This window comes from Acidovorax sp. Leaf78, from assembly GCF_001422735.1.
In the GTDB taxonomy this organism is placed as follows: domain Bacteria; phylum Pseudomonadota; class Gammaproteobacteria; order Burkholderiales; family Burkholderiaceae_C; genus Acidovorax.
On the sequence record NZ_LMLZ01000012.1, the window covers coordinates 148,045 to 174,626 of the forward strand.

Consider the following 26,582-nt stretch of genomic DNA (forward strand, 5'->3'; position numbering starts at 1 on the left):
ACCGTTTGTTGCCAGCGTATTCACAACAAGGAGCCTTGCCCATGATCACCACTGAACCCACCATGACCAACCTTTTCCTGCAGCTGGGCCTCGATGAGAGCGAGCAGGGAATCGCCGACTTTATTAAAAGCCACCAGCTGCCCACCGAAGTGGCGTTGGGCGAAGCGGAATACTGGAGCGATGCGCAGCGCCAGTTTCTGGTGGAGCAGCTCAAGGCCGACGCGCCATGGGCGATGATCGTCGACCAGCTGAGCGAAGCCCTGCACTCTGACGCCGTCAAGCGCAGCACAGGGCTCTGACCCAATGCATCAGGCGCTGCGGCTTGTCCGCAGCGTCCCTTTTGCCGCATTTACCGGCTATCGGGCGGGGATTGCGGTAGATGCCGCCGCTGGGCCTGCCGAACCTTTCAGGCGGGTCAGCAACTCGGTCGTTGCGTACCCGTCGGCCACCAGGCCCTCGCTTTGCTGATAGCGCCTGAGGCCCGCGCGGGTGGCCGGGCCCAGCACTCCGTCAGGGCTGCCCGTGTCAAACCCCCGCTCGTTCAACGCCATCTGCAGCGCCTGCACTTGCTCACGCGACAACGCGGGCAGGTCGCGGGGCCACACTGCCAGGATGGCCGCCCCGCCTTCGATCTGCTGTGACAACTGGGCCACGCCCAGCGCGTAGGTCACGGCATTGTTGTAGCGCAGCAGTGTGCGAAAGTTGTGGCCCACCAAAAATGCAGGGCCGCGGGCGCCCGCCGGTGCCAGCACCGAGGCAGCCTCCAGCGCCGGCAAAGCCTGCCCGTCCATGGTTTGAACACCTTCTGCCGCCCACTGGGCAGAGCTCTGGCGCACGCTGAGTTCCGTGCGCGCGTGGTCGAAGCTTGCAGGCAGCTTCACTTCAGCGCCCCAGATCTCGCCTCGCCGCCAGCCCTCGCCAGCCAGGAATGCCGCCGTGGATGCAGCCACGTCCGGCACGCTGCCCCAGATGTCGCGGTGGCCGTCCCCGTCGGCATCGACGGCGTGGCGCAAGAACACGGACGGAAGAAACTGCGTGTGCCCCATGGCGCCTGCCCAGGACCCGATCATGCGGTCTGCGGCGATGTCCCCCTGGTCGATGATGCGCAGGGCCGCCAACAGCTCGTTCTGCGCCCAGGCGCGGCGCCGGCCTTCGTAGGCCAGGGTGGCCAGCGCATCCACCGTCCGGAAGGTGCCGAAGTTGCTGCCGTAGTTGCTTTCCATACCCCAGATGGCGGTAATCACCGCCGCAGGCACGCCGTAGCGTGCCGACGCGGCCTGCAGCGCCGCCGCATGCTCGGCCAGCTTGGCCTGGCCCTGCGCCACACGCTGCGGCGACACGGCACTGTCAAGGTAAGCCCACGGGGTGCGGGTGAACTCGGGCTGGGCGCGGTCCAGCTCCACCACGCGGGGTTGCCACTGCGCGGTGGCCAACACATTGCGCACGGTGTCGGGCCGTATGCCTGCCTGCAGGGCCTGGGCCTGAAACGAGCTGTTCCACACGGCAAAGCCTGCGATGTGGTCCGCGTCGGAAGAACTGGCCGGGGCAGGGGGGGTGGCGACTGGCCTGGGTGAGGTGGCAGATGTGGCGGTGGCTGAAGGCGCAGTCGATACCGCCGATACGGCCGATACCGAAGTTGCAGCGGGCGCTTTACCTGTTGCCGGCGTCGAGGCCTGCACCGTCTGCGCAGGTGCCTGTGCCACAGCGGGCCGCCCGCCGTGGACAGGGGCGGCGCAGCCCGCTAGGGCCAATGCGGCGGTCAACGTCAAGAGTGCAGCAGGCATTTTTGTCCGTGCGCTGCGCGAGAAGTCGGAAGAAACAAGCGTGGTGCGGGTCATGCACCATTGTCCCGTCCCACGGGGCCTCCGCTGCGCTGGAGGTGTATCACCGCGTGAATGCGGTGGTGACGGAGCAGGGCCAGGCAATCATGGCAAGCGCGATGGCGATGCAGTGACGGTGTGGCGAACGGCTCGGCAGTTCACTATTAATTTGATAGCTGCCAGCGCTTGAATAGCAAGCGGTAGCGGCCAAAAATGCCTCAAATCGGGTTACATTTGGCCCACCGCGACGGGCCCGCTGCCCGTCCTTTAGCTACCGACTGCCCACCGTCTTCTGTCCATGGCTTCACACACCTTTCTCTGGCACGACTACGAAACCTTCGGCGCCAACACGCGCCGCGACCGGCCCGCGCAGTTCGCGGCCATCCGCACCGATGCCGACCTCAACGAGATCGGCGAGCCGCTGAACATCTTCTGCCAGCCGGCCAACGACTACCTGCCCGACCCGCAATCGTGCCTGATCACCGGCATCACGCCCCAGCAGTGCCTGGAACAAGGCGTGCCAGAGCACCAGTTCGCCGCCCGCATCGAGTCCGAGTTTGCGCAGCCGGGCACCATCGGTGTCGGCTACAACACCATCCGCTTCGACGACGAGATCACGCGCTTCATGTTCTGGCGCAACCTGATCGACCCGTATGCGCGCGAGTGGCAGAACCAGTGCGGCCGCTGGGACCTGCTGGACGTGGTCCGCATGACCTATGCTCTGCGGCCCGACGGCATCACCTGGCCCAAAAAGGAAGACGGCGCGCCCAGTTTCAAGCTGGAGCACCTCTCCAAAGCCAACGGCCTGCTGCACGAAGCCGCGCACGATGCCCTGTCGGACGTGCGCGCCACCATTGCGCTGGCGCGCCTCATCCGCCAGCACAACGCCAAGCTGTTCGACTTTGCGCTGTCGCTGCACAAGAAAGACCGCGTGGCCACCGAACTGCGACTGCCGGCCACAGCGATCACCGCGCGCCCGTTCCTGCACGTCTCGGGCATGTTCCCGGCGGACCGGGGCTGCCTGGGCGTGATGTGGCCGTTGGCCAGCCACCCCACCAACAAGAACGAACTCATCGCCTGGGACCTGTCCCAGGACCCGACACCCCTGGCCACCATGGGTGTCGACGAGATCCGCCTGCGCATGTTCAGCAAGGCCGACGCACTGCCCGAAGGCGTCACGCGCCTGCCGGTCAAGACCATCCACCTCAACAAGTCGCCCATGGTGGTGGGCAACGTGAACACCCTCACGCCCGCGCTGGCGCAGCGCTGGGGCATCGACATGGAGCAGGCCGCGCAGCATGCGAACGTGGCGCGCAGCCTGCCCGACATGAGCGGCATCTGGCCGGCCGTGTTTGCCCGCCCGCCCGAGGCCACGCCCGATGTGGACCAGGACCTGTACGGCGGTTTTGTGGGCAACAACGACCGCCGCCTGCTCAACGAGCTGCGCACCATGAGCGGCGAGAAGCTGGCCCGCTCCCGCGCCGCGTTCGACGACCCGCGCCTGGCCGAGCTGCTGTGGCGCTACCGGGCGCGCAACTTCCCCGCTACGCTGTCGCCTGAAGAAGCGCAGCAGTGGGAGGCGCACCGCGCAGCCTGCTTGTTCGACGGGCAGGGCGGGGCGCGCACGGTGGAGCAGCTGTTCACCGAAATCGACACGCTGTCGGAGACCGCTGAAGACGACCGCACGCAGGACATCCTGGGGGCCCTGTACGATTACGCGGAGCACATCGCGCCTGAACGGTAGCCCCCCTGAGGCGCTGCGCGCCTTCCCCCCTGAGGGGGGACGCACCCGGTGGCCCGGCAAAGCCGGTTCCACGGGTGCACTGGCGTTGAGGGCGCGCCAGATTCAGAGCCTGTGACGATAGCTGACCCAGAAATCCGCTTACTTTTATGACGACACCGCAGACCAACCATTTCACGACTGAGATCCTCCACGCCGACCGCCAGGGCGGCGCGGAGCATGGGGCCATTCACAAGGCCATCCACACCTCGGTGCAGTACGGCTACGACAAGGTCGAAGACCTGATCGCCGTGTTCCAGGGCACCGCCAAGGGGGGCTTCAACTACGCGCGGCAGGGCACGCCCACCACGGCGGCGCTGGAGGCCAAGATCACCCAGATGGAAAAAGGGCAGGGCACCATCGTGTTCGCCACGGGCATGGCGGGCATCTGCGCCATCTTTCTCACGCTGCTGAAGGCGGGCGACCATCTGGTGGCCAGCCAGTTCGTGTTTGGCAACACCAACAGCGTGTTCGGCACGCTGGCCGACCTGGGCATCGAGGTGACCCTGGTGGACGTGACCGACGCCGCCAACGTGGCGGCTGCGGTGCGGCCCAACACCCGCATGGTGTTTGTCGAGACCATCGCCAATCCCGGCACGCAGATCCCTGATCTTGAAGGTGTCGGCACTGTCTGCCGCGAGCGCGGGCTGCTGTACGTGGTGGACAACACCGTGGCGTCGCCCTACCTGTTCCGTGCGTCCACGGTGGGCGCGGGCCTGGTGCTCAACTCGCTCACCAAAAGCATTGGTGGGCAGGGCGCGGCGCTGGGCGGTGCGGTCACCGACACCGGCTTGTTCGACTGGAGCACATACCCCAACATCTTTGCGCCCTACCGCAAGGGCGACGCCAAGGGCTGGGGCCTGCAGCAGGTGCGCAAGAAGGGCCTGCGTGACATGGGCGGCACCCTGTCGTCCCACGCCGCGCACCAGATCGCGCTGGGCGCCGAGACGCTGTCGCTGCGCATGGACCGCACCAGCGCCACGGCGCTCGCGCTGGCCCAGTGGCTGGAGCAGCACCCGGCCGTCTCGCGCGTGCTGTACCCCGGCCTGCCATCGCACCCCCAGTACGCGTTTGCGCAAAAACACCTCAAGGCCGGCTCGTGGCTACTGTCGTTCGAGCTGCGCAACCCCGACCATTGCCTGCCGGTGTGCAACCGCCTGCAGCTGCCCATCAAGGCCACGGGCCTGGCGGACACGCGCACGCTCATCATCCCGGTCGCTCACACCATCTTCTGGGAGGCCGGCCCCCAGGTGCGCGCCGCCATGGGCATTGCCGACAGCATGATCCGGCTGTCGGTGGGCCTGGAAGAGGTTGAAGACCTGCTCGCAGACTTCGAGCAAGCACTGTCAGGTCTCTGACCGGGCGCTGACGGCAGGCTCCATTCCGAAGGCTCCAACCCCGTTCACACCATGGCCACTGCAACCTCCGCGCCCCCGGCAAGCATCGGCAAGTACCGCATCGAGCGCGAGCTGGGCCGGGGCGCCAGCGGCATCGTGTTCCTGGGGCTGGACGGCTTTCGGGGCCGCAAGGTGGCCATCAAGCAGACCCACGCGCATCTGCTGAAGCAGCCCGAGCAGGCCGAGCGCTACCGCAAGCTGCTGCGCAACGAGGCGGCGCTGTCGGGCCGGCTGCGCCACCCCAACATCGTGCGCCTGCTCGATGCCGATGAAGAGGCCGTACCGCCGTACCTGGTGCTCGAATACGTCGACGGCCAGCCCCTGTCGGCCTACGCCACACCCGACGCACTGCTGCCCGTGCCCCAGGTGCTGGACATCGCCTTCAAGTGCTGCAACGCCCTTGAATACGCCCACCGCGAAGGCCTGGTGCACCGGGACATCAAGCCCGCCAACCTCATGCTGGCGCAGGACGGCGACATCAAGCTCACCGACTTCGGCGCCGCGCTGTCGCTGCGCAGCGATGCCACGCAACTGTCGGGCCTGGTGGGCTCGCCGTCGTACATGTCGCCCGAGCAGGTGCGCGAGCAGGACCTGACGCATCACAGCGACATGTTCTCGCTGGCCGTGGTGGTGTACGAGCTGCTCACCGGCCGCCGCCCGTTTGACGGTGATACCGACTTCGCCACGCTCTACAAGATCAGCAACGAAACCCCCACGCCGCCCAGCCTGCTGCGCGCCTCGTTGCCCAGCCATGTGGACGACGTGCTGCTGCGCGCCATGGCCAAGCAGCCAGCCGACCGCTTTGCCACCTGGCAGGACTTTGCCCAGGCCCTGCTGGCCGCCCACCAGGGCCTGCCGCGCCAGAAGTCGCAGGACACCGAGGCCGAGCGTTTTGCGCGGCTGCGGGCGCTGCCTTTCTTTGGAGATTTTCACGACGTGGCACTGTGGGAGTTGATGCGCCTGGGCCACTGGCGCCGACTGGAGCAGGGCACGGTGCTCATGCGCGAGAACACGCCCGGCGACTCGTTTTGCATCCTCATCGAAGGCCAGGTCAGCGTCAGCCGCCAGGGCTGGACCCTGAGCACTCTGGGCCCCGGCGTCACCTTGGGCGAGATGACCTACCTGCGGCCCGAGGACAAGATGCGCACCGCCACGGCCGTGGCAGAGACCGAAGTGCTGGTGCTCAAGGTGCGCAACCCCGCGCTGCAGGGTGCATCGGAAGACCTGCAGTCGCGGTTTGACAAGGCGTTCATCAAGCTCTTGGTGGGGCGGCTGATTGCCACCAACGAGCAATTGGGGGAGTGGGAGCTGGTGGCGGCGCCGGGGTCGGCGGGCGACGAGTGATAGTTCTGGCGGGGGTGTCGTGCGCAGCGCTGCTGTCCATGGGCCTGACGCTGCGGACGGCTGTCAGGCAGCGTTTCTGCCATCTGCCATCTGCTCCTTGTCTTTGAACACGTACTATCGGCCAGATGGGGACATCAACCTCGGTCACTTGGGCAGGTGAGTTGTTGCAAGCTTTGGGGGCGAAGCAAACCATGGATCTGATGAAGTTGCTGCGAAGTCTTGAGGAGTTCGTCTTCGAGGCGATAGCTCTGCTGTTCTTCTACCCCAAGACGCTGTTGCGAATCGTCTCAAGGCCGCTCCAGGCCATGGAGTACGCTGAGCAGGAAGAGACTGCGAACAAGCCCGATGCCTATGACAGTGCGGTGAGCCCCCCCTTGCTGTTGTTGCTCACGTTGCTGTTGGTCAATGCCGTGGGCACGGCATTGCATGTCTCGCAAGCCGCGGATGCCGCCCCCCTTGCCCGCCAGATTCTCAACTCTCCGCAGAACCTACTGCTTTTTCGCAGCCTGCTCTTCAGTCTGATTCCGCTGTCAGCCGCAGTGCTGCTGCTGAGAGCGCGCGGGCAACTCACGTCGCGCACCACTTTGCGCCAGCCTTTCTTCGCGCAGTGCTACCTGACCTCGCCATTTGCGTTGGTTGTCTCGATGGGCCTCATCGCCACACAATTGCACGAGCGCAGCACGGCAGCGGTAGGTGCGATTGCGTTCGCTTTGGCGTGCATGTGGATGCTGGGCGTTCAAGCCGCCTGGTTCCGCGTCAAGCTTGGCATCGGCTGGCTGGCTGCATTGGCCATCGGCTTCGGGCTCCTGGTGTGGTCCGGTGCGTGCGTGCTTGGCGTGGTGGCCTTGGTCGCCAGCTTTTGAGTTTGCAAAGGGTCTCACCATCGTGCGTCTCAAACCTCACTGGGTTATCGGGCTGGGCATCTACCTCGCCTATGCAGGCTGGGTGGCTGCGGCATGGGCATTCTTTGGCATCGACTATGCGTCGCTGGGTACGTCGGCAAACCTGCTGCGGGGTGTCATCCTGCCGTTGGGCCTGGCGGCGTTTGCGCTGTGCATTTTCAACGGGCTGGCGCAATGGTGGCCACAGATCACCCGCGAACCCCGCATGCAGGCGCCCATGTATCAGCTCGCGCTGGCGCTGCCCATGTGCGCCTTCATTGCGCTGAACATTCAAGGTGCCGACTGGGCATCGATGGGGCTGCAGCATGCCCTGGTGTTGGCCGGGGCGATGCTGCTCGTGGGTTTTTGCGAAGAGATGGTCCATCGTGGCATCTTGCTGGTGTGCCTGCGCCATGCCCTTGGATCGGAAGCCTGGGTGTGGTTCTGGTCAAGCGCGCTCTTCGGCCTCATGCACGCCAGCAACGCGTTCTTTGGACTTGGCGCGGCGGCGCTGCTGCAGGTGGTACTGGCGTTTTGCGCGGGCACGGCGCTTTATCTGCTGCGCCGGTTGACTGGCAGCCTCTGGGTCGCAATGCTCTTCCACGCCTTGTGGGACTTCTCGAGTCTGGCACATGCCCTGGGGCATGCCACTCAATCCGGCGCTGCACTCACCGCTCTGGGAGCCACCTATCTGAGTGCATTCGTGGTACTGGTCCTGGTTCTGCGCAAAAGGCCGGAGGTGGTCATCAACACGTACTATCCAAGCTGACAGGTGCAAGGGGTCCCTAGGCGTCCCCCATCGAATCGCCGCATCGTCACCATCTCTTTTGGAATCGCCACGTTCGCGATCATTGGGGCGTCCTTGGCCCCTCTATTGCTGCCCGCGCCCACAACAAAATGCACACACCTCAGTACACCGGTTCGGTTTACGAGGATTGACAGCTTCCCCGTAAAGGTCAGTCGAGGCACACGCCAGTTTCCTCTGGTGGAATAAAGTTACGTTGCTTCCGGCAAGAGCTATACCAGCACCAATATCTTCTGCGGAGCGAACGATAACGTCGTGGTGGATTGGAATAGAGTCGCCCGATTTTTTCATGATGCAAAGAATGGGGTGGACGTGGAGGCTTGGTTTGCCCCCTCTTCACCGGAGTCGGCATGCCTCTCCATAACATCCGAGTTCCGGTACTCCGTGGTGTCCAGCACATCCGCTCAATGTCGCTCAGACTGAGGCTGAGGATTCAACGAAGTGAACATGCACGGCAAGCTGGGCAGTTCCGCTCATTTCAAACGGCGAGCGTCCGGTTTGCCAGCGCCAAAGGTCGCCTAAATTCAGCGCCAACGCATGCGGCGCCACCGCAACTGCCCGGCCAGCCTCCCAAATCCCTGCGCTAGACATTTTAATTGAGAATGCATATCATTTGCATGCCTGAGTACGCCACCTTCGTCCACCGCAAAAGGCTTCCCCCAGGAGCATTGCCATGGACACCGGCTTACACCCCCGCCCTCACCGACCCGCTGCCACCCCCCACCATCCCGCCACGCTGACGCGCTGGCAGCATGCCGCGCAGCGTGCGCGGTCCGCACAGCAGCTGGGCCAGTGGCGCATGGCCATGGCGTACCAGCACCAGGCGCTTGCCCTGTCGCTGCAGCTTCTGGAGCGCACGCCGCCCGCAGGGCATGAGGACGACTGCATTGCCGCGGCGGTGGTCTCGCACCTCAACGTGGCCGACCTGCAGGCTGAGGCGGGGGAGCTCGAAGAGGCGACACAGATCCTGTGCCGGGCCCACACCCTGTTGCTGGGCCTGATGGCCGATGCGCGCCATGGTGTGGCCCTCCAGCAGGCGGCTTGGCGCCATAGCCGGGAGACGCACGCAGCGCTGTTACGCCACGTACAGACCCACGGCGCACACCCGTTGATCACGCATACCCTGGCTGCGGCCCACGCCGTTCAAGCGGTGGGCGGGGCAGGGCACCACTGAGTCCCGCTTTCTTTTCGAGTCTGCGCCGTCCGCAGCCTTTGCATTCCGTTCTTCCAAGCTTTTTCAACCCAGTCTGCCTTCCAAGGACACCATGCCCCATACCTTGCCCGCCTTGCCCTATGCCTACGACGCGCTGGAGCCGCACATCGATGCCCGCACGATGGAGATCCACCACACCAAGCACCACCAGACCTACATCAACAACCTGAACGCGGCGCTGCAGGGCACGCCGCATGCCGACCTGCCCATTGACGAACTGGTCGCGCGGCTGGTGTTGCTGCCTGAAAACCTGCAGGGCCCCGTGCGCAACAACGGGGGCGGGCACGCCAACCACAGCCTGTTCTGGAGCGTGATGTCGCCCCAGGGCGGAGGCCAGCCGCAGGGCGACGTGGCGCGCGCCATCGACACCGACCTGGGCGGCTTCGACGCTTTCAAGGACGCTTTCACCAAAGCGGCGCTCACGCGCTTTGGCAGCGGCTGGGCGTGGCTGTCGGTGACCAAGGCGGGGCAGTTGGTGGTGGAAAGCACGGGCAACCAGGACAGCCCGTTGATGGCGGGCCTGATGTCCGGCCACACGCCCATTCTGGGCCTGGATGTGTGGGAGCACGCCTACTACCTGCAGTACCAAAACCGCCGCCCCGAATACATCGCGGCGTTCTACAACGTGGTGGACTGGGCCGAGGTCGGGCGCCGCTACGCGCTGGCCCGGGCCTGACAGGCCCGCCCGGCCTGCATCAGCCACACCGCAGCCCAGCGATTGACCCGCTCTGTACCGCCCCCTGACCGATCCAGCCCGACTGACCCCAGGAGCCGCCATGCCCACCCCGCCCACCTCCCTGACGTCGCCGGACACGGCGGATGAACCGTTGCTGTCCGCAGAGCCTGGCGCGCGCAGCGACGCTGCCTTGCACTGGCGGCAGTGGATCGGCCTGGGCATCGTCCTGCTCGGTGTGGTGGCTGCGTTTGCCCAGGTGTGGGCCTGGATTGCCAACCAGCCTGTGGTGCTGGGCGCCCTGTGGGGCGGGCTGGCCGCGGCGCTGGCCACGGCGCTGGGCACCTTGCCGGTGATGCTGTCGCAGCGGCTGTCCGAGCGCACGCAGGACACGCTGTTCGGCTTTGGCGCGGGCGTGATGCTGGCGGCGTGTTCGTTCTCGCTGATCATTCCGGGCATCCAGGCTGCGCGCGCTGGCGGCGCAGGCGCCTGGGGCGCGGGCGGCACAGTGGGGGCGGCCATTTTGCTGGGCGGGTTGGTGTTGCTGCTGATGGAGCGGTTGCTGCCCCACGAGCATTTCATCAAGGGGGTGGAGGGCGCGCAGGCGTCGCGCACCCTGCGGCGCACCTGGCTGTTCGTCTTTGCCATCGGCCTGCACAACCTGCCCGAGGGCCTGGCGATCGGCGTGGCCTATGCCGGCGGCGATGCACTGCGTGCGAGTGCCCTGGCCACCGGCATCGCGATCCAGGATGTGCCCGAAGGCTTGGTGGTGGCCGTGGCGCTGCTCGCTGCGGGGTACCGGCGCTCGCTGGCGGTGGGGCTGGGCATGGCTTCGGGTTTGGTGGAGCCAGTGGGCGCGGTGCTGGGGGCTGCGGTGGTCAGCTATTCGGCCAGCCTGCTGCCCTGGGGCCTAGGGTTCGCAGCCGGTGCGATGCTGTTCGTGATCAGCCACGAGATCATTCCCGAGTCGCACCGCAAGGGGCATGAGGCCTGGGCCACCGGGGGGCTGATGGTGGGGTTTGTGATCATGATGCTGCTGGACACCGCGTTGGGGTGAAGGGGCGTCGATAGGGCTCGGAGGCAGGGGCCTGTCAGTGCCGTAAACCCGTGGCGTGCGGTGTGTTCGGTGCTCGGCCTCTGAATTGAAACTCTCGGCGCGCGCCTCACGCCATATGCCGTTGCTATATTTGTGATAGCTGCTGGCGCTTGATAGATGCGCGGTAGAGGCAAATTTTGTTCAAAAAACCGAGCGCAAGACCGTGGGTTGGATCGCTCATCGCGGCTCCAGCCTCACAGCCATTCGCTGCAGTTGCGCCGCTTGCACAGCATGGGCTGCATCTGCCGTTGCTATATTTATGATAGCTGGTGGCGCTTGTTGGATGAGCGGTAGAGGCTAATTTCCCTCAAAAATCTGAGTGCAGAACCGTGAGCCGGCTCGCTCATCGCGGCTCCAGCCGCTCGGCCATTTGGCGCAGTTGGGCAGCGCGCGCAGCGTTGGTCGCGGCCACGCACACCAACCGGCGCATTTCAAGGCCGCTGCCTATTGCGCCGCCGCCCAGCGACTTGTGCAGGTCGCAGTGCGCCGCCCGGTGCGTGGCGAATGCCCGGTCGGCAGCGCTCAGTTGCCGCCGCGCAATGGCTTGGTACTTGGCGCTCTCGTCCCATTGCGCTATGGCCGACAGCAGCCCGGTGCGTGCTTGCGCCATCTCGCCCTCACTGGCCGTGGCAGCATGGCGAAGGCAGACCAGCCTGTCGGCCTGCGAATAGCCGTCGCAGTCGTCAGCCGCCAGGGCGGCGGGGGAGGCAAGCGCAAGACCCAGACCGAGAACGAGACCGATAACAATCGCAGGAAGGACCCGCGCAGCGCCCATCACGCGGCCGCAGGCGGTTGGGTAGGTGTTCAACATGGCGCGCATCACCCAAAGAACCAGTAGCACACCGCAATGGCCGCCACCACCCCGGCCAGCTCAGCCAGCAGCGCGCAGCCCACCGCGTGCCGGGCGCGCTGGATGCCTACCGCCCCAAAGTACACCGCCAGCACGTAGAACGTGGTCTCGGTGCTGCCCTGGATGATGGCGGCGGCCAGGGCCGGAAAGCTGTCCACGCCGTGCGTCTGCATGGTCTCGATGAGCATCGCGCGCGCGGCGCTGCCGGAAAACGGCTTGACCAGGGCGGTGGGCAGGGCGTCGACAAAGCGCGTGTCCGTACCCAGCGCGGTCACGCACCAGCGGATGCCGTCCAGCACATAGCCCAGCGCGCCCGAGGCGCGGAACACCCCCACCGCGCAGAGCATGGCCACCAGGTAGGGCAGCAGGTTCTTGGCCACGTCGAAGCCTTCGCGTGCGCCTTCGATGAAAGCCTCGTACACAGCCACCTTGCGCCAGGCGCCAATCGCGACAAAGGCCACGATCAGCGCAAACAGCGTCAGGTTGCCCAGCAGTGACGACAGCTGGGCCAGCGCGGCGCCGCTCAGGGTGGCCAGCAGCGCCATGAAGCCGCCCAGCAGCAGCGCCGCAGGCAGCAGGTAGGCCAGCACCACCGGGCTCCACAGCGGCAGCCGCTGCACCACCGCCACGCTGACCAGCCCCACCAGCGTGGATGCCGAGGTGGCCAGCAGGATGGGCAGGAACACCAGCGTCGGGTCCGGCGCGCCCTGCTGCATGCGGTACATGAAGATGGTCACCGGCAGCAGCGTGAGGGACGACGCGTTGAGCACCAAAAACAGGATCTGCGCGTTGGTGGCGGTGTCGGGCTCGGGGTTCAGCTCCTGCAGCGCCTTCATGGCTTTGAGGCCCATGGGCGTGGCAGCGTTGTCCAGCCCCAGGGCGTTGGCGGCAAAGTTCAGGGTCATCAGGCCCAGGGCGGGGTGGCCGCTGGGCACCCCCGGCATCAGCTTGGCGAACAGCGGCGCCAGCCACCGCGCCAGGGCGTCGACGATGCCCGCCTTCTCTGCGATGCGCAGGAACCCCAGCCATAGCGTGAGCGTGCCGAACAGCAGCACCATCACCTCGACCGACAGCTTGGCCATGGTGAACAGAGCCTCGACCATCGCGGCAAAGATCTGCGCGTTGCCACCCACCAGCCATTGCGCCAGCGCGGCCACGGCCGCCGTGAGAAAAAAGCCCAGCCACAGGATATTGAGCATCAGGAGTCCGTCATTCCAGGGAAATGGGTTGGTCGCGTAGAGAGCGGGGGTGCAGAGCAACGGACTCTTCATCCGCTGCTTTCTGTCTGTCGGCCTGTCTGCTTGCCTTCCTGCGAGGTTACCTTTCCTTGTGCAGGGCAGGGTCTGGCGGCGTGGCAACCGGGCAACGGTGGACACAGTGGTACCCTATAGGGTTCGGTTCAGTTCACCGCGGGCGGCTTTGCAAAGGCTGGTTTCATGCGCTGATGAACGAGCCCCCGTACAAGGCGCCCTGGCGCGCCGCACACCAACACCAAGGAAAAGAGGTCCATCATGGGCGCGCAGTGGAAGGCAAAAGGCAAGGCGTTGGTCGCCGACGCCAAGGGCAAGCTGTTTGGCAAGCTGGTCAAGGAAATCACCGTGGCCGCGCGCGGCGGTGCCGACCCCGCTGGCAATTCGCGGCTGCGCCTGGTGGTCGAGCAGGCCCGCAAGGTGTCCATGCCCAAGGACACGCTCGAGCGCGCCATCAAGAAGGGCTCGGGCACCGGCGCCGACGCGGTCAACTACGAGCGCGTGATCTACGAAGGCTTTGCGCCCCACCAAGTTGCCGTGATGGTCGAATGCCTGACCGACAACGTCAACCGCACCGCCCCTGAAATGCGCGTGCTGTTCCGCAAGGGTCAGTTGGGCACCTCGGGCTCGGTGGCGTGGGACTTCAACCACGTCGGCATGATCGAAGCCGAGCCCGCCAACGCCGATGCCGACCCCGAACTGGCCGCCATCGAAGCCGGTGCGCAAGATTTCGAAGCCGGTGACGAAGAAGGCACCACCACCTTCTGGACCGACCCGACCGACTTGGACCTGGTGAGCCGCGCGCTGCCAGCCCATGGCTTTACCGTGCTGTCGGCCAAGCTGGGCTACAAGCCCAAGAACCCGGTGAACCCCGCCAGCCTGAGCGCCGAGCAGCTCGAAGAAGTCGAAGCCTTCCTGGCCGCCATCGACTCCAACGACGACGTGCAGAACGTGTTCGTGAGCCTGGGCGGTTGAACCACCATCACGATGCCGGGTCCCACGCCTGCCTTGCGCAGGCCGCTGCCCTCGGCGTGTTTGTCGTTGCCATCTTGGGGACCTGATTCATGACCGCAGACCACTACGCCGCCCTGGGGCTCGCGCCCAACGCGTCGCTGGCCGACATCAAGAAGGCCTTTCGGCAGAAGGCGTCGTTCTACCACCCGGACCGCAACGACGCGCCCGACGCCGCGCAGCGGTTCCAGGCGGTGCAAAAGGCCTACGAAGTGCTGTCTGACGACACCGCCCGCCAGGCCTACGACGACAACCGCCGCCGCAACCTGCTCGACGACCCGCTGCAGACCGCGCAGGAGATCTGGCAGGCCTACGCCCGCGACATTCTTTCTACTTCTTCTTCTTCTTCACCTTCTTCTTCGCCCGCTCAGTGAAACTTTCTCCTTACTTCTACGACCTGCGTTCGGCCTACCAGGCCGAGCTGGATGATCTGGTGTCCGACTCCGAGGGCAAGGATGTGCTGCGTAAGCGCCTGGCCGAAAAGCGCAACGAAATCGCCTTTCTGGTGCAGATGATGGAACTGGCGCCCGAAATGGTCGCGGTGGCCTTTCACCAGGGCTTTCGGTTTGCCAAGCCCGCTGCCGTCGAGAACCTTCTGGGCCTGCCCCAGGACGAACTTCCCGACTGGCACAGCCTGACCCACGCCGTCACGCTGGAGCCCTGGGCGCAGAGCCTGGCCCAGACCGTGTTGCGCGAGCCGCAGGGCGCGCGCTTTCTGGCGGTGGCTGCGGGGCTGGAGTACACGCTGCTGCACGCCCGCTTGGCACCCGCCGCGCAGGCTGCAGAGGGTGATGGCGACGATGCGGAAGACGGCGAGGACGCGGCAGAGCACGACGACGACTTCAACACCTTGAGTGCAGACGACGCGGCGGACCCGAAAAACAGCCGCGACCGGGACGAGGCCAGCTCCAACTGGCTGTCGGACGTCGGCTTTGACCGGAAGGACTAGCCCCCCTGAGGCGCTGCGCGCCTTCCCCCCCGAGGGGGGACGCCTCCGGTGGACCGGCTAAGCCGGATCCACGGTGGCGCTGGCGATGGCGGCACGCCAGTTTTTAGCGGTCTGCGCATGGCGCAGCGACAACCAAGGAGTACGCATGAGCACCAGCAACAACACCCACCTGGCCCTGATCACCAAGACCACCAGCCTGATTGCGGCGGGGGACATCGTGGGCGCAGAGTCGGCGCTGGCCGAGTTGGCCGACACCGATGGCGACGGCGCGCTGATGGTGGTGCTGGACCAGCTCGCGCCCAAGGACATCCTGGCGGTGATGCGCGAGTACGACGACTCCAAGGCTTCGGTGGTCAACCTGCTGGTCACGCCCGAGCAGTTTGCGCGCGCGATGGTGCTTGAAAAGCAGTACAAAGACCTCACGCACACGCACCTGCGCAACATGGTCAATGCGGTGGTCTTCCGCGACGACGCGGACCCGGTGGCTTTCCTCACCGCCATCGGCGACCTGGAGGGCGGCGCCGAAGCGCTGGCCAACTACTTTGCCGAGAAGTGGAGCCGCCTGGAGGCCTTTGCCCGCACCGGCACGTTCGACGCGGTGGAAGACTACGGCGTCACGCTGACCGACGATGAGCTGCTGGCGTCCGGCTATGTGCAGCCCCGCGTCGACCAGGACGAGGTCGCCGACCGCGACTGGATGCAGATGGCTTGGCTGCTGCGCTACGAGTGCCGCGATCTGTTCATCGAAACCCTGCTGGTGCTGCGCGCCAAGGCCCGGGCGTTCGATCTGGGTCTGGAAGAGGGCGACGAGCCGTCTGAAGAAGACGACGGCAAGTTCGAAACCAGCGAGACCGACCGCGGCAAAGCCACGCCGGCTGCCCGCGCCTCGGATGAAGAATCCGCTATCTAGATGACAACCCCCTGTGGCGGGGCGGCCCTTGCACGGCGGCCCTGGCTGGGGCCGCGCCAGTTTCGTGACACCGCGACGACGCGCAGCGCGATGGAAACCTGAATGACATTGCCTCACACACCACCCACCGATTCGCCTGCCACACCCGGCGCGCTGCAACTGCACGATGCCCGCCCGTTCTTCGACAAGGCTCTGGCCTACGGTGTAGCGCACGGCATCATCGGCGCGGACCGGCTCGCAGCCATCCACACCGATGCCCCCAAAGGCATGGTGCAGATCGCGCGCTACTTCGGCAGCGAGTTCCTGCGGCCCGAGCTGGAAAAGGCGCGGGACCGCATGGTCAACCTCGTGAGCCTGTACCTGCTGGACACCACCGGGGGCGATCTGCACGAGGCGGCTGTCTCGTTGCGTGACAACTCCTTCCTGTCGCGCTCCAAGGGTGGCTCCGACATGCTCAAGCGCCTGATTGCCATGCCCGAAAGCAGCAACTTCGGCATGGCAGGTTTTGCCGATGCCGAGACCCCGCTGCTGGCCGTGTGGTCGCTGCGCAGCCACGCCGACTACCGCGCCGAGCTCGCGCGCCGCACACAAATGGCCACCGCCATCGGCGCCGCCCGGTGGCTGGCGCAGCAGTACGAACTGGACGAAGACGAGCTGGAAGCCGCAGGCGCCGATGCCGAGGCGGTGATCCGCACGGGGCTGCTCATGCAGGCGCTCGCTCCCCGCGCCGTAGACCTGGGCGAATGGCCCAATGCGGTCGGTTTTGAAAAGATCGTCACGGCCCTGCGCAAGAAGAAAGTGGCCGCGCCTGCCACGCTGCGCCTGCCAGCGGGCCTGCCCGCCGACCTGCGGGGCGCTGTAGAGGCGCAATGCGCCACCGTGCTGTCCGACCTGCCCAAGCTGCTGGACGCCGCCACACCGCTGCGCAACCTGCTCCGGCCCACCGGCACCTTTCGGGCGCGGTACTTTCTGCTGGACGACCCGCTGGCCGAGGTGGACGAGTACCACCGCAGCCTGGACGCGCTCGATGCCGACGAAGAGCCCCCGCAGCCTGCCAGCAAGACCTGGACGAAAACGGTGCAGGGCAACGACGACGAACACTCGCTGCTGACGCTGTTTTTGTGCCTGGCTGCGGGTGTGCCCAAGAAGACGCTGCTGACCGAGAAGACTGCCGCCAGCCTGGTGCGCAAGGTCCGCAAGTCCGGCTGGCAGCCGGCGCTGGCTGCGGACTTCATCGGCAGCCATGCCCCCGGCGTGCACCGGCAGGACTACAACACGCTGTGGACCAGCTTTGTGCAAGACGCAGAGAAGACCTTGCTGAGCGACATGGACTACCAGATGCACGACGCCCTGGCGCTGCTGCGCCGGGAGTGCAACGTGGTGGGCGACTGAAGCCGCTGACGACACCGACGAGACTGACGTCGTAGCGCCCGGGTGCTGCGCCGGGTCGCGACGGCCGGTCTGGGCCGCCATGCAGCGGTGCCAAGCCATGGACCGCAGGTGGGCCAGCACGCACAGAACCTTCGGGTCAATGATGAAGATGCCGTCGGAGTCCACGCCACCATCCGGTGCGTCCCACTGCCGGTCGCGTGCGCTGGTATCGAGTTAGAGCCACCTGCAGCAGCCCGGTGCGGCCTTGCGCAGACATCAAACCGCACTGCATGAATCGCATCGCACAGACCGGCACCGCACACAGGGGCGAGCGACTTGCTTCACTGTCATCCGCATGAGGTCATGCTCGGTTAACATGAGGCCGCTTTCATGCCCTGCAGCGTGCGCTCTCGGATGATCGATCTGTCTGAGACGCCGAGCCTGCAGGGGAGACCAAGCCCGTGCCCGCGGCCCACCCGCCCCAGTTTTCTGCCCAGCTTCTTCGCGTACGTGCACAGTCCCACCCTCGTCATTCTGGCGGCCCTGCTGGCTGCGCTGGTTACCTCCGTGCTCTACGCCGTGTGGTACTTCCACCGCAACATTCCTGGCCTGCGCCTGTGGGTGCTGTCGTTTCTGGGGGCCACGGTGTTCAGCACCACACTGCTGCTGCGCACCTTCATGCCCGAGGTGGTGTCGGTGCTGCTGGCGCAGGGCGCCATCGCACTGGCCTCGTACACCTGCCTGATGGGCAGCCGTGCCTATGTCGGCCGCAGTCCCCTGGGGCATGGCGCCGCCGCGGTTGGCATGGTGTTGCTGCTGGCGCTGTCGGCGTACTTCACGGTGGTGCACCCGCAGCCGGGGGCGCGGTTTGCGCTGGCGGGTCTTTTTTCGGGGCCCTGTTTTTTGCTCACGGCGCGCACGCTCGCGCGCGGCGGGTTTCGCAATGTGCCGGTGCGCTACCTGGTGGGGATGGCGATTGGCGCGCACGGGCTGTTCGTGCTGGTGCGGCCCGCGCTGTTCAAGCTGTCGGCGCCGCTCACAGGCTTTCAGTGGAACGACGAACTGCTCGAGGTGCTGTCCCAGTTCGTGGTGCTGGAGGCCACGCTGGCGCTGGTGCTGATCGGCTTTGGCGTGCTGATGCTCACGCACGAGTTCACCACGCGGGAGTTGCGCCACCTGGCCGAGGTCGACCCGCTGACCAGCGTGTTCAACCGCCGCGCGTTCCTCACGCTGCTGGACAAGGCCATCAGCAACGCGCAGCGCATGCAGAGGCCGCTGCCGGTGCTGGTGATGGACCTGGACCATTTCAAGCGCATCAACGACACCTGGGGCCACCACTGCGGCGACGATGTGCTGCGGCACTTCGTGCAGGTAGCGGGCCGCTGCCTGCGCAAGGAAGACGTGATGGGGCGGCTGGGCGGCGAGGAGTTTGCGATCTTCTTGCCCAACGCCGATGGCCCCGGCGCGGCGGCGGTGGCTGAGCGCTTGCGCGCGACGGTCGAGTCCCAACTGGTAGAGGGCCTGGGGCCGCAGGGCCGCAACGGCCCGCCGCTCACGGTGAGCGTTGGCGTGGCGCTGTTTGCGGTGGCGGACACTGGCGAGGCCGTGCTGCAGCGTGCAGATGAGGCCATGTACTTGGCCAAGCAGCGCGGCCGCAACCGCGTGGAGATGCCGGAGCGCTAGCACCCGCGGCAGCGACGTTGTCGCCCCGATGTGCCCGATGTGCCCGGTGTGCCCGATGTGCGCGCGGCCGCCACAGGCCTTGGGGGCGGAGAAAAGGCACTTCGCCCCTCCAGAACACGCGGTTGTGTCGCCTGCCCGACCTTGCTGCGTGGCAGGCGGGCGATGGCCGGTCGCACAATGGCAGTCTCCCCATTCCTCCCCAGAACCCCGATGAGCGAGCAGACAGGCACGGCACGAACATCACATGGCGGCGCGGCCCCTTCACACCCGCTGGCAACCCCTCCGGGCGATGTGGCACGGTCGCCGTCCGCATCCCGCCGCCGGGCGCTGACGCTGGGCGCAGGCATGGCAACGCTGGGCGTGGCAGTCGGGGCGGGCTACTTGCTGTACCAGCCCAGCCATGACCGGCAACTGGTCTACGCCCGCATCAGCGACGCCATGAAAGAAGTAGACCGCCTGCACGCCGCGTCTGTCCAGCCGCTGGAGCCAGCCACCGCGTGGACCTGGTCGCAGACGCTGGAGCACTGCGCGCAGAGCATCGAGTTTTCGTTGGCGGGATTTCCCGAGCCGAAGTCGGCGGTGTTCCAGCGCACGGCCGGGACCACCGCATTCAGCCTGTTTGCCTGGCGCGGCCGCATGAGCCATGACCTGGCAGAGCCCATCCCGGGTGCGCCGGCGCTGACTGCGCCCATAGCGGATGCATCAGCCGCCCTGGCCCGACTGAAGGCCGCCGTGACAGCGTTTGAACTGCACCCAGGCCCGCTGCATCCGCATTTTGCCTATGGCGTGCTCAGCCGTGCGCAGTACGAGCAAGCCCACGCCATGCACTTGGCCAACCATCTGTCTGCGTTTGACGCGCGCATTTCTCGTTGAGCGACTGACCGGTTTGGCAGACAGCTTGGATGGATGAAGCAACCTGGAACGTGCACCAAAAACCTCGGTGGGGCAGGCAGGCTGCCCACCCTTGCGGCCATCGCTCATTCGATGAAAGTATCAGCGACCCAGCCAACTGTCCTGCATAGCGAATTACGAACAATGGTTTTTGCTCAGGCTGTCACTCGCTGTCAAAATATCCCGCGGGCAATGCCGGTGCGGTACTCGGAATCTCAATAAGCTGCGTATTGAGCCATGCTTGAGGCGCAGGATTGGATGGATTTTTTGCATAGGCTCCTACATAAGGGGCCATTCGAGTGGTTTGGTAGACAGTGGGCGTCCATCCAGCCGGTGCCAGAAACAACGTTGTGCCTCTTTTTTCACTGTATGGACATGCACCGTACGTTGATATGTTCCACAACGTTTGCGTGTAGGTTTCATAGTCCGCAGTGTGACGCTTTGAGCCGATCGAGTACGGCCAGCCTTCAAGTTGGAAAAAGCTGTTGTAGTCCCCTGGGCGCGCCAGCGGATTGTTAATCGTTCGTCCCGTTAAAAACGAGAGAATAAGACCACAGTCTGGTGGGGAAAAATCGCTGGATATATTCAGGTAGTATGTTCCCGTCACGTTGACCAAGCTCGTATAGTGTGAATTACCAATGTCGTGCTTTGTTGTCAAAGCGCTCGACTTCAGCATCTCATCCATGGGCGTGACACTACCGCTCGACGATGGCAGATCATCTTTTGCGCAGATTGCCACGAAGTGGCCACCGCCCAGTAAAAGTGTCAAAAAACACGTGACGGTGTCTGAATTCCAGGAACTTCCAGCATCGATGAATGGCATCGGCATATAACCGCTGAGCAAGTAGGAAATGGGCTCGGCATTTCCGCTTGATGCCATTGTGGGAAGCCAGAGGGTGAGTGGCCCGCTTGGACTTGCGGTCACAATATAGTTTTTAAGAAAATCGAGAAGAGCGATGTCGTCGCTGTTGCAGATGCCGGTTTCCGTGCCTTGCCATTGATCCAGAAAAACCGCTACAGCCCCAGCCAGCTGCCCGCCGGTGAAGTCTGCGGGCATGACATAGCCGCTCTTGCAAGGCTCACTCGGTGTTGCTGAAATCTGAGATGCAGATCGAATGTTGGGCCCGAACATGCTGTTGGAGAAGTCTTGGCCATTTTCAAACGGTGGATTTGCCAGCGCACCCAGCGGTACTACGCAGCCGCCGTCTTTGCCAGAAGGTATGCTGTTATATACGTTCAGATGAGGTGTAATCGATGTGCCATGGTAGCCAGGAGCATCGAATTCGCCGATCACTCCCATTGGCAAGTTGAGGGCAATATTCGCAGGTCCGCCCTCAGGATTGACGGAGTAATTTATGCTCAATACATAGCCTTCAGCGACAAGCTGAAAGCTGCCTGCGCAGCCAGCCATCCCATTCGCGGTGATGTTTATCGTCCCGTTAGATGCTACAGCCGGAGTGGATGGGGTGGGGGGAGATCCAATTATAGATGTCGGGCTGTTAAATGTGAGCGATACCGACAGTCGATTGACGATCAATAAGTTGATGCTCGTTTCCGTAGAAGGCATGTACATCTCCGAAATGATTGAATTCCCCCACTCGCAAACTAAATCTACGCTTGATTCAGCGTAACGCTGAAGTTGGAAGTTGCGTTCCGAGGATTGGCTATATAGTAATTTTTCCCTGTGGTGAGCTTTCCACCAGGGACGACGGTTCCATTCGTCGCGTCTTTGACTGGCGTCGGGTCTTCCTTGAGTGAAATGTCTTGTTTGATATCAAACACGATGCCGGAGGGCAGTGACAAGGTAATGGGTCCACCATCATCGCTAATGAGCGTGAAGTTCGGTCCGGACCGATGGGATTGGCCGGATTCGGGTTTTGGCAGCGAGGTTCCTGCGGCAATAACAGTCATTTTGAATTCCTTCGATTTGTGAAATTTAACAATAAAAATCGGCGGCTTGTTTTACAGTTGCCGATCGCTTCAATTGAGCATTGCTCAGTGCGTAGCTTTAATTCATCGCCCATTCGCGAAACAGGCCATTACATTCATAGAATCCGAGGAGGTATTTGATTGATAGAGTGCTCGGTATTCAATGTAATAAATATGAATTTTTGATGGGCCAATTTGTTTTATTTCTTCAGGCCTATCAAATTTTATAGATCAGCAAGCGCCGAAGAGCGTGATATTGGCGATGACGCTACCGTTCAGGTAGATCGTGGCCTTCAAGCCGGTGGGAATGAAGCTGCCGCAGGTTTGTGCGCACACCTTGATCTGACCGCCCACTGGAATATGCACTGGGGAGGTCACGCAGTAATTGCCATAGATCGGAATGGTGAAGCAGATCTTGTTGGTGGACGCGTTGTAACTTGCGCCAACGCAGACGGAAAGCTTCAGCGCATGGACGCCTTCCAGCTGCGCAGCTACGCCAGCATTGGTCTGCAAGGCCTGTGCGTGGCTGTTGCCTTCGGCGAAACCGGCTTCCGCAAAGTTGGGCACTTGGGCAGAGTTGTCATTGGCACTGTTTTGGTTGCAATTGCAGTCAGACATGGTTTTTCCTTGGAAATGGGATTTTCTGAAAGTAATGCCGGCGTCGGAAGTGACTGGGTCCAGCGTTTTCTCATGATGCTTTTGATTAATTTTAAATATCGATTTAATAATATTTAAAATGTTTTCTTTTTTTCGCTTCATGAGTGAAAGAATTCTCTGTCTTGCGTCGCCTTATTGCCCTTAAGGGAAGCTGGCAAAAACTTAATAGTTCTGAAAAAGTTCTTGGTGTAGAGTCCGCCGGGCCACCTGGGGGGTGCATTGCACAGGTGATGAGAAACAGAGGCCAAGACCATGGAATTCACGTTTTCCCACTTCACGCTGAGGGTCCACGAGCGACAGTTACTTTCCGACGGGAAGCCCGTCTTGCTGGGAGCGCGCGCTTTCGATGTGCTGTGTGCCCTGGTTCACAAGGCCGGCGCACTGGTGACCAAATCTGAGTTGTTCAACCTGGTGTGGCCGGGCGTGGTGGTGGAGGAAAACAACCTGCAGGTGCATGTGTCCTCACTGCGCAAGCTGCTGGGCTCCGAGGCGATCGTGACGATCCCGGGGCAGGGCTACCGGTTCGTGGCGCACGTTGCGCCGGTGGTGGTGGACGGCAGCGCGTCGGAGCTTCTGCCGTCCGTGGTGTCCAGTGCGTCCCGTTCGGTGGCAGTGCTTCCTTTCGGCGTCGCCGCGGGAATGTCCGACGACGGGTATCTGGCCGATGGCATGGCTGAGGACATCATCAACCGGCTCTCCCGGTCGCGCTGGTTGTACGTGATAGCCCGCAACTCGTCGGTGAGCTACCGGCACCCATTGCCTGCGAGCGGCACCATCAGCCGGGAGCTCGGGGTCCGGTATCTCGTCTCCGGTTTCATCCGGTGGACCGGCAAACGCCTGCGGGTGACCGCAGAGCTCATCGACGGCCCGCGCAATGAAACCATCTGGGCGCAGAGCTTCGACCGGCCGGCGGACGACCTCTTTCAGGTCCAGGACGAAATATCGGCCGCCATCGTCAGTGCCATCGAGCCCGCCTACCTGCGGCGCGAAGAGTGGGCCAGCAGCCAGTCCACACCCCGTGACCGCGAGCACTGGGAGCTGTTGATGCGCGCGCGCTGGCATTTCTGGCGCACCACGCGCGAGCACATGGACAAGGCAGAGCACTTTGCGCAAAAGGCGCTGCAGGCCAAGCCCGACGATCCGCCGACCCTGGCCATGCTCGCTTTCATCTTGATGTCGCGGGTATGGGCAGGCTGGTCGGAGTCACCCCGCATGGACATCGCCGAGGCCAACCGGCACGCCCTGCTGGCGGTCAGCCACGATGACAACGACGCCTTCGCGCATTTCACGCTGGGCACGGTACTGTCGTTCTCGCGCAATTTTCCGCAAGCGATCTCCGAGCAGGAACACGCGCTGTCGATCTATCCGCAACTGGCCGCCGCTGCGGGCGAACTGGGGCGCCTGCTGGCGTTTTGTGGACGCACCCAGGAGGCTGCGAGCTACGTGCTGCAGGCCTGCGAGGCCAGTCCGCTCGATCCGCACCTGAGCCTGTGGCTGCGCACGCGGGCCCTGGCAAGCTTCATCGAGCGCGACTACGAGGCCGCGCTGAAGTTTGCCCTGCAGGCACTGTCCAAGCGGCCGGACTGGTTCTTCAACCACTACCTTCTGGCGGCATGCCAGGTAGCCGCCGGCCATGTCGAAGATGGCCAGCAAACCCTGCGGCAGGCCCAGAAATTCGGGCCTTACACCATGCAGGCCTTGAAGGCCGGACACCCCTTCGCAGCCGAGGCGCATCTCAACAAGTACACGCACTGCCTTCGCCAGGCGGGCTGGAGCGAGTGAACCCGCTCAGCCACGCGGCCATGGGTTTGGCCGTCGGCGGTCATTCGTCATGCGTCATCCGTATTTGCAAGTTGCCAGCCCTTAGTTTTTAGTTTTTAGTCATTCATTTATCCACAACAAGCTGCCCGAAATTCACTGGAGAGGGAAACCATGCCTGAAACGAATGCACCCCAGAAGATCGCCATCCTCGGAGGCGGCTTGGCCGCCCTGACCGCGGCCTACGAGCTGACCAGCCAGCCGGGCTGGCAGCAAAAATACGAGATCACCGTGTACCAGATGGGCTGGCGGCTGGGCGGCAAATGTGCGACCAAGCGGGGGCCCAACAACCGCATCGAAGAGCACGGCATCCACGGGTTTCTGGGCAGCTACTACAACGCGCTGCCCTTGATGGCCGACTGCTACAAGGCGCTGGGCCGCCCCGCCGACGCCAAGCTCGCCACGTTTGAGCAGGCGTTCATCCCTGAAAGCTTCGTGCTGATGTGGGAGTTCGAGAACGGCGGCTTCAAGCGCTGGCCCATGACCGTGCCGACCAACTCGCTCACCCCGGACGATTCCTCCTCGCTGCAGACCATCCGGCAGTGGATCGGCGGGCTGGTTGAGACTGCGCAGGGCCTGATCGACCCCCAGGCCGTGCCGGGCCTGAGCGAGCTCCATCAACTGGAATTGCGCGCTGGGCAGGACCTGCTGCGGCGCCTGCAGGCTGCCATGCTGGATGAGAACGCCGAGCTGGCGGAGAACCACCCCGTGCTTGATGAGGTGTGGAGCTGGCTGAACGCCCGGCTGAAGGCGTTGATCGAGGGCAACGACGACCTCCGGCGCCTGTACATCCTGCTCGAATACCTGATGGCCATCGTGCGCGGCGTCTTGGCCGACCGCATCATCGAGCGGGGCTTCGATGTGATCGACAACGAGAATTTCAGCGACTGGCTGACCCGCCACGGCGCGTCGGTCATGACGGTGTCGTCCCCGCTCGCGCTCAACACCGTCAACCTGTCCTACCAGTACCCGCAGGGCGACACGGCCCGCACGGCCAGCATGGCGGCAGGGGCGTACCTGCACTGGTCGCTGCGCAGCTATGCATACATGGGCGCATTCGCCTGGCTGTTTGCCGCGGGCACCGGCGAGACCGTGATCGCGCCGCTGTACCTGGTGCTGCGCCAGCGCGGCGTGCAGTTCGAGTTCTTCCACAAGGTCGAGAACCTCGCGCTGTCGGCCGACGGCGAGTCGGTGGCCGCCGTGCAACTGGGCGTGCAGGCGACGCTGGTGAATCCGGAGGCGCCTTACGAGCCCCTGGTGCCGGTCGAGGGATTGCCGTCGTGGCCTTCCGGCCCGGGCTATGACCAACTGGTGCAAGGCGATGCGCTGCGTGAGCAGAACATCGACCTGGAGTCGTACTGGACGCCCTGGAAGAACGTGGGCCAGAAGACCCTGAAGGCCGGCGAAGACTTCGACCAGGTGGTGCTGGCCATCGCGGTGGGTGCCGTGCCTTACCTGTGCAAAGAGCTGCTGGCGGCACGCCCCGCCTGGCGCACCATGGTCGAGAAAGTGCCCACCGTACAAACGCAAACCATGCAGGTGTGGCTCAACCGCAGTACCACCGACCTGGGCTGGGACATCCCACTGAAGAACCCCACGGACACGGTGATCGGCGCCACCTACATGAACCCGCTGGACGGCCAGGTGGACTTCACCCATCTGCTGCCGTGGGAGTCGTGGCCGGCCAGCCAGACGCCCAAGTCGCTGTGGTACTTCTCGGGCGCCATGGCCGACTACGAGCCACCGCCGCCGCTCACCGACACGGACTACCCGGCACGGGCGCATGCGCGGGTCAAGGCGCAGTGCATTCAGTACCTGCAGGTGTGCATGGGACCGCTGCTGCCCAAGTCCACCACCAATGTGGTCTCGCCACCGGGCGACCCGACCGGCATGGATTTCAGCCTGCTGCAGGACCACGACCCGGCCAATGCAGGGCAGGGCGTGCAGCGGTTCGATCAGCAGTTCTGGCGCGCCAACATCGACCCGTCCGAGCGTTACGTGATCAGCCCGCCGGGCAGCACGGCCGCACGGCTCAAGGCTTGGGAGTCCGGTTTCAGCAATCTGGTGCTGGCGGGCGACTGGATCTACACCGGCCTGAACGTGGGCAGTGCCGAGGGTGCCACCATGGGCGGGCGGCTCGCGTCGCATGCCATCAGCGGATACCCGGCGTTGGAAGACATCGTGGGGTATCCGGTGCCGGCAGCGACTCCGCCCACATCGCCGGTTTAGTCCGTTTAGGCCACCGTGCTGCTTT

24 protein-coding genes are annotated in these 26,582 nt (G+C 64.3%); 18 read left to right on the plus strand and 6 right to left on the minus strand.

The window, feature by feature from the left end; all coding sequences use genetic code 11:
• Positions 1-41: 41 nt before the first annotated feature.
• Positions 42-299, plus strand: coding sequence for a DUF2789 domain-containing protein (locus ASF16_RS09145; RefSeq protein ID WP_056165526.1), 258 nt, complete (start codon positions 42-44; stop codon positions 297-299).
• Positions 300-356: 57 nt separating this feature from the next.
• Here ASF16_RS09145 and ASF16_RS09150 read toward each other — a convergent pair whose 3' ends face one another.
• Positions 357-1,838: a lytic murein transglycosylase gene (locus ASF16_RS09150; protein WP_369817132.1), complete on the minus strand. Its 1,482-nt coding sequence runs from the start codon at positions 1,836-1,838 to the stop codon at positions 357-359.
• 280 nt (positions 1,839-2,118) lie between these two features.
• Between ASF16_RS09150 and sbcB the strand changes: the two genes are divergently transcribed.
• The 8 genes from sbcB (at position 2,119) to ASF16_RS09190 (ending at position 10,970) form a co-directional block, all read left to right on the plus strand.
• On the plus strand, positions 2,119-3,564 hold the full coding sequence (sbcB, locus tag ASF16_RS09155; protein ID WP_056165528.1) for an exodeoxyribonuclease I: 1,446 nt from the start codon (positions 2,119-2,121) through the stop codon (positions 3,562-3,564).
• A gap of 146 nt (positions 3,565-3,710) precedes the next feature.
• Entirely contained in the window at positions 3,711-4,958 is a 1,248-nt protein-coding gene (locus ASF16_RS09160; RefSeq protein ID WP_056165530.1) for a cystathionine gamma-synthase family protein, read from the plus strand.
• Positions 4,959-5,009: 51 nt separating this feature from the next.
• Entirely contained in the window at positions 5,010-6,341 is a 1,332-nt protein-coding gene (locus tag ASF16_RS09165) for a protein kinase (RefSeq protein ID WP_056165532.1), read from the plus strand.
• A gap of 191 nt (positions 6,342-6,532) precedes the next feature.
• On the plus strand, positions 6,533-7,204 hold the full coding sequence (locus ASF16_RS09170) for a permease (RefSeq protein WP_156370496.1): 672 nt from the start codon (positions 6,533-6,535) through the stop codon (positions 7,202-7,204).
• Positions 7,205-7,226: 22 nt separating this feature from the next.
• Entirely contained in the window at positions 7,227-7,991 is a 765-nt protein-coding gene (locus tag ASF16_RS09175) for a CPBP family intramembrane glutamic endopeptidase (protein WP_056165537.1), read from the plus strand.
• A gap of 709 nt (positions 7,992-8,700) precedes the next feature.
• Entirely contained in the window at positions 8,701-9,201 is a 501-nt protein-coding gene (locus tag ASF16_RS09180; protein ID WP_056165539.1) for a hypothetical protein, read from the plus strand.
• 91 nt (positions 9,202-9,292) lie between these two features.
• Positions 9,293-9,916, plus strand: coding sequence for a superoxide dismutase (locus tag ASF16_RS09185; RefSeq protein ID WP_056165540.1), 624 nt, complete (start codon positions 9,293-9,295; stop codon positions 9,914-9,916).
• 100 nt (positions 9,917-10,016) lie between these two features.
• Positions 10,017-10,970, plus strand: a complete 954-nt coding sequence (locus ASF16_RS09190; RefSeq protein ID WP_082516817.1) for a ZIP family metal transporter — start codon at positions 10,017-10,019, stop codon at positions 10,968-10,970.
• A gap of 382 nt (positions 10,971-11,352) precedes the next feature.
• On the opposite strand, the gene ASF16_RS09195 is transcribed toward ASF16_RS09190, so the two are convergent.
• Positions 11,353-11,820: a lysozyme inhibitor LprI family protein gene (locus tag ASF16_RS09195; protein ID WP_162241064.1), complete on the minus strand. Its 468-nt coding sequence runs from the start codon at positions 11,818-11,820 to the stop codon at positions 11,353-11,355.
• An 8-nt stretch (positions 11,821-11,828) separates the two neighbouring features.
• Positions 11,829-13,058: a nucleoside recognition domain-containing protein gene (locus ASF16_RS09200; protein ID WP_056165544.1), complete on the minus strand. Its 1,230-nt coding sequence runs from the start codon at positions 13,056-13,058 to the stop codon at positions 11,829-11,831.
• A gap of 312 nt (positions 13,059-13,370) precedes the next feature.
• Here ASF16_RS09200 and ASF16_RS09205 point away from each other — a divergent pair, with 312 nt between their 5' ends.
• The 7 genes from ASF16_RS09205 (at position 13,371) to ASF16_RS09235 (ending at position 19,906) form a co-directional block, all read left to right on the plus strand.
• A complete protein-coding gene (locus ASF16_RS09205) occupies positions 13,371-14,084 on the plus strand; it encodes a YebC/PmpR family DNA-binding transcriptional regulator (RefSeq protein WP_056165546.1) in 714 nt (237 codons plus the stop codon).
• Positions 14,085-14,173: 89 nt separating this feature from the next.
• Positions 14,174-14,494: a J domain-containing protein gene (locus ASF16_RS09210; protein WP_056165547.1), complete on the plus strand. Its 321-nt coding sequence runs from the start codon at positions 14,174-14,176 to the stop codon at positions 14,492-14,494.
• The gene (locus ASF16_RS09215) at positions 14,491-15,069 is read left to right on the plus strand and encodes a hypothetical protein (RefSeq protein ID WP_056165549.1); all 579 of its coding nucleotides are present in this window, start codon (positions 14,491-14,493) and stop codon (positions 15,067-15,069) included. The genes ASF16_RS09210 and ASF16_RS09215 overlap by 4 nt, the downstream gene beginning before the upstream one ends.
• Positions 15,070-15,214: 145 nt before the next feature.
• Complete coding sequence (locus tag ASF16_RS09220) at positions 15,215-15,979, plus strand: hypothetical protein (RefSeq protein ID WP_056165551.1); 765 nt, start codon at positions 15,215-15,217, stop codon at positions 15,977-15,979.
• Between the two features lie 102 nt (positions 15,980-16,081).
• Positions 16,082-17,371, plus strand: a complete 1,290-nt coding sequence (locus ASF16_RS09225) for a hypothetical protein (protein WP_056165553.1) — start codon at positions 16,082-16,084, stop codon at positions 17,369-17,371.
• Positions 17,372-17,860: 489 nt separating this feature from the next.
• Positions 17,861-19,033 carry a GGDEF domain-containing protein gene (locus tag ASF16_RS09230; protein WP_056166447.1) on the plus strand — a complete coding sequence of 391 codons (1,173 nt, stop codon included), beginning with the start codon at positions 17,861-17,863 and terminating at the stop codon, positions 19,031-19,033.
• A 210-nt stretch (positions 19,034-19,243) separates the two neighbouring features.
• A complete protein-coding gene (locus tag ASF16_RS09235; RefSeq protein WP_082516819.1) occupies positions 19,244-19,906 on the plus strand; it encodes a DUF1569 domain-containing protein in 663 nt (220 codons plus the stop codon).
• A gap of 181 nt (positions 19,907-20,087) precedes the next feature.
• Here ASF16_RS09235 and ASF16_RS26075 read toward each other — a convergent pair whose 3' ends face one another.
• The 3 genes from ASF16_RS26075 to ASF16_RS09245 all read right to left on the minus strand — a co-directional run bounded on the left by ASF16_RS26075 (position 20,088) and on the right by ASF16_RS09245 (position 22,612).
• Positions 20,088-21,491, minus strand: coding sequence for a hypothetical protein (locus ASF16_RS26075; RefSeq protein WP_156372009.1), 1,404 nt, complete (start codon positions 21,489-21,491; stop codon positions 20,088-20,090).
• Positions 21,492-21,535: 44 nt separating this feature from the next.
• Complete coding sequence (locus ASF16_RS26080; RefSeq protein ID WP_156372010.1) at positions 21,536-21,835, minus strand: hypothetical protein; 300 nt, start codon at positions 21,833-21,835, stop codon at positions 21,536-21,538.
• Positions 21,836-22,084: 249 nt separating this feature from the next.
• Complete coding sequence (locus ASF16_RS09245; protein WP_235507308.1) at positions 22,085-22,612, minus strand: hypothetical protein; 528 nt, start codon at positions 22,610-22,612, stop codon at positions 22,085-22,087.
• Between the two features lie 150 nt (positions 22,613-22,762).
• Between ASF16_RS09245 and ASF16_RS09250 the strand changes: the two genes are divergently transcribed.
• Positions 22,763-24,292 (plus strand): winged helix-turn-helix domain-containing protein, encoded by a 1,530-nt coding sequence (locus ASF16_RS09250; RefSeq protein ID WP_056165558.1) that lies wholly within the window; start codon positions 22,763-22,765, stop codon positions 24,290-24,292.
• A gap of 150 nt (positions 24,293-24,442) precedes the next feature.
• On the plus strand, positions 24,443-26,557 hold the full coding sequence (locus tag ASF16_RS09255) for an NAD(P)/FAD-dependent oxidoreductase (protein WP_056165561.1): 2,115 nt from the start codon (positions 24,443-24,445) through the stop codon (positions 26,555-26,557).
• Positions 26,558-26,582: the final 25 nt, after the last annotated feature.

Bases quoted from the DNA above. Each gene is read 5' to 3' on its own strand.
- ASF16_RS09145 (WP_056165526.1), top strand. From the start codon at position 42: ATGATCACCACTGAACCCACCATGACCAACCTTTTCCTGCAGCTGGGC.
- ASF16_RS09150 (WP_369817132.1), bottom strand. From the start codon at position 1,838: ATGACCCGCACCACGCTTGTTTCTTCCGACTTCTCGCGCAGCGCACGG.
- sbcB (WP_056165528.1), top strand. From the start codon at position 2,119: ATGGCTTCACACACCTTTCTCTGGCACGACTACGAAACCTTCGGCGCC.
- ASF16_RS09160 (WP_056165530.1), top strand. From the start codon at position 3,711: ATGACGACACCGCAGACCAACCATTTCACGACTGAGATCCTCCACGCC.
- ASF16_RS09165 (WP_056165532.1), top strand. From the start codon at position 5,010: ATGGCCACTGCAACCTCCGCGCCCCCGGCAAGCATCGGCAAGTACCGC.
- ASF16_RS09170 (WP_156370496.1), top strand. From the start codon at position 6,533: ATGGATCTGATGAAGTTGCTGCGAAGTCTTGAGGAGTTCGTCTTCGAG.
- ASF16_RS09180 (WP_056165539.1), top strand. From the start codon at position 8,701: ATGGACACCGGCTTACACCCCCGCCCTCACCGACCCGCTGCCACCCCC.
- ASF16_RS09185 (WP_056165540.1), top strand. From the start codon at position 9,293: ATGCCCCATACCTTGCCCGCCTTGCCCTATGCCTACGACGCGCTGGAG.
- ASF16_RS09190 (WP_082516817.1), top strand. From the start codon at position 10,017: ATGCCCACCCCGCCCACCTCCCTGACGTCGCCGGACACGGCGGATGAA.
- ASF16_RS09195 (WP_162241064.1), bottom strand. From the start codon at position 11,820: ATGTTGAACACCTACCCAACCGCCTGCGGCCGCGTGATGGGCGCTGCG.
- ASF16_RS09200 (WP_056165544.1), bottom strand. From the start codon at position 13,058: ATGCTCAATATCCTGTGGCTGGGCTTTTTTCTCACGGCGGCCGTGGCC.
- ASF16_RS09205 (WP_056165546.1), top strand. From the start codon at position 13,371: ATGGGCGCGCAGTGGAAGGCAAAAGGCAAGGCGTTGGTCGCCGACGCC.
- ASF16_RS09210 (WP_056165547.1), top strand. From the start codon at position 14,174: ATGACCGCAGACCACTACGCCGCCCTGGGGCTCGCGCCCAACGCGTCG.
- ASF16_RS09220 (WP_056165551.1), top strand. From the start codon at position 15,215: ATGAGCACCAGCAACAACACCCACCTGGCCCTGATCACCAAGACCACC.
- ASF16_RS09225 (WP_056165553.1), top strand. From the start codon at position 16,082: ATGACATTGCCTCACACACCACCCACCGATTCGCCTGCCACACCCGGC.
- ASF16_RS09235 (WP_082516819.1), top strand. From the start codon at position 19,244: ATGAGCGAGCAGACAGGCACGGCACGAACATCACATGGCGGCGCGGCC.
- ASF16_RS26075 (WP_156372009.1), bottom strand. From the start codon at position 21,491: ATGCCTTCTACGGAAACGAGCATCAACTTATTGATCGTCAATCGACTG.
- ASF16_RS26080 (WP_156372010.1), bottom strand. From the start codon at position 21,835: ATGACTGTTATTGCCGCAGGAACCTCGCTGCCAAAACCCGAATCCGGC.
- ASF16_RS09245 (WP_235507308.1), bottom strand. From the start codon at position 22,612: ATGAAGCGAAAAAAAGAAAACATTTTAAATATTATTAAATCGATATTT.
- ASF16_RS09250 (WP_056165558.1), top strand. From the start codon at position 22,763: ATGGAATTCACGTTTTCCCACTTCACGCTGAGGGTCCACGAGCGACAG.
- ASF16_RS09255 (WP_056165561.1), top strand. From the start codon at position 24,443: ATGCCTGAAACGAATGCACCCCAGAAGATCGCCATCCTCGGAGGCGGC.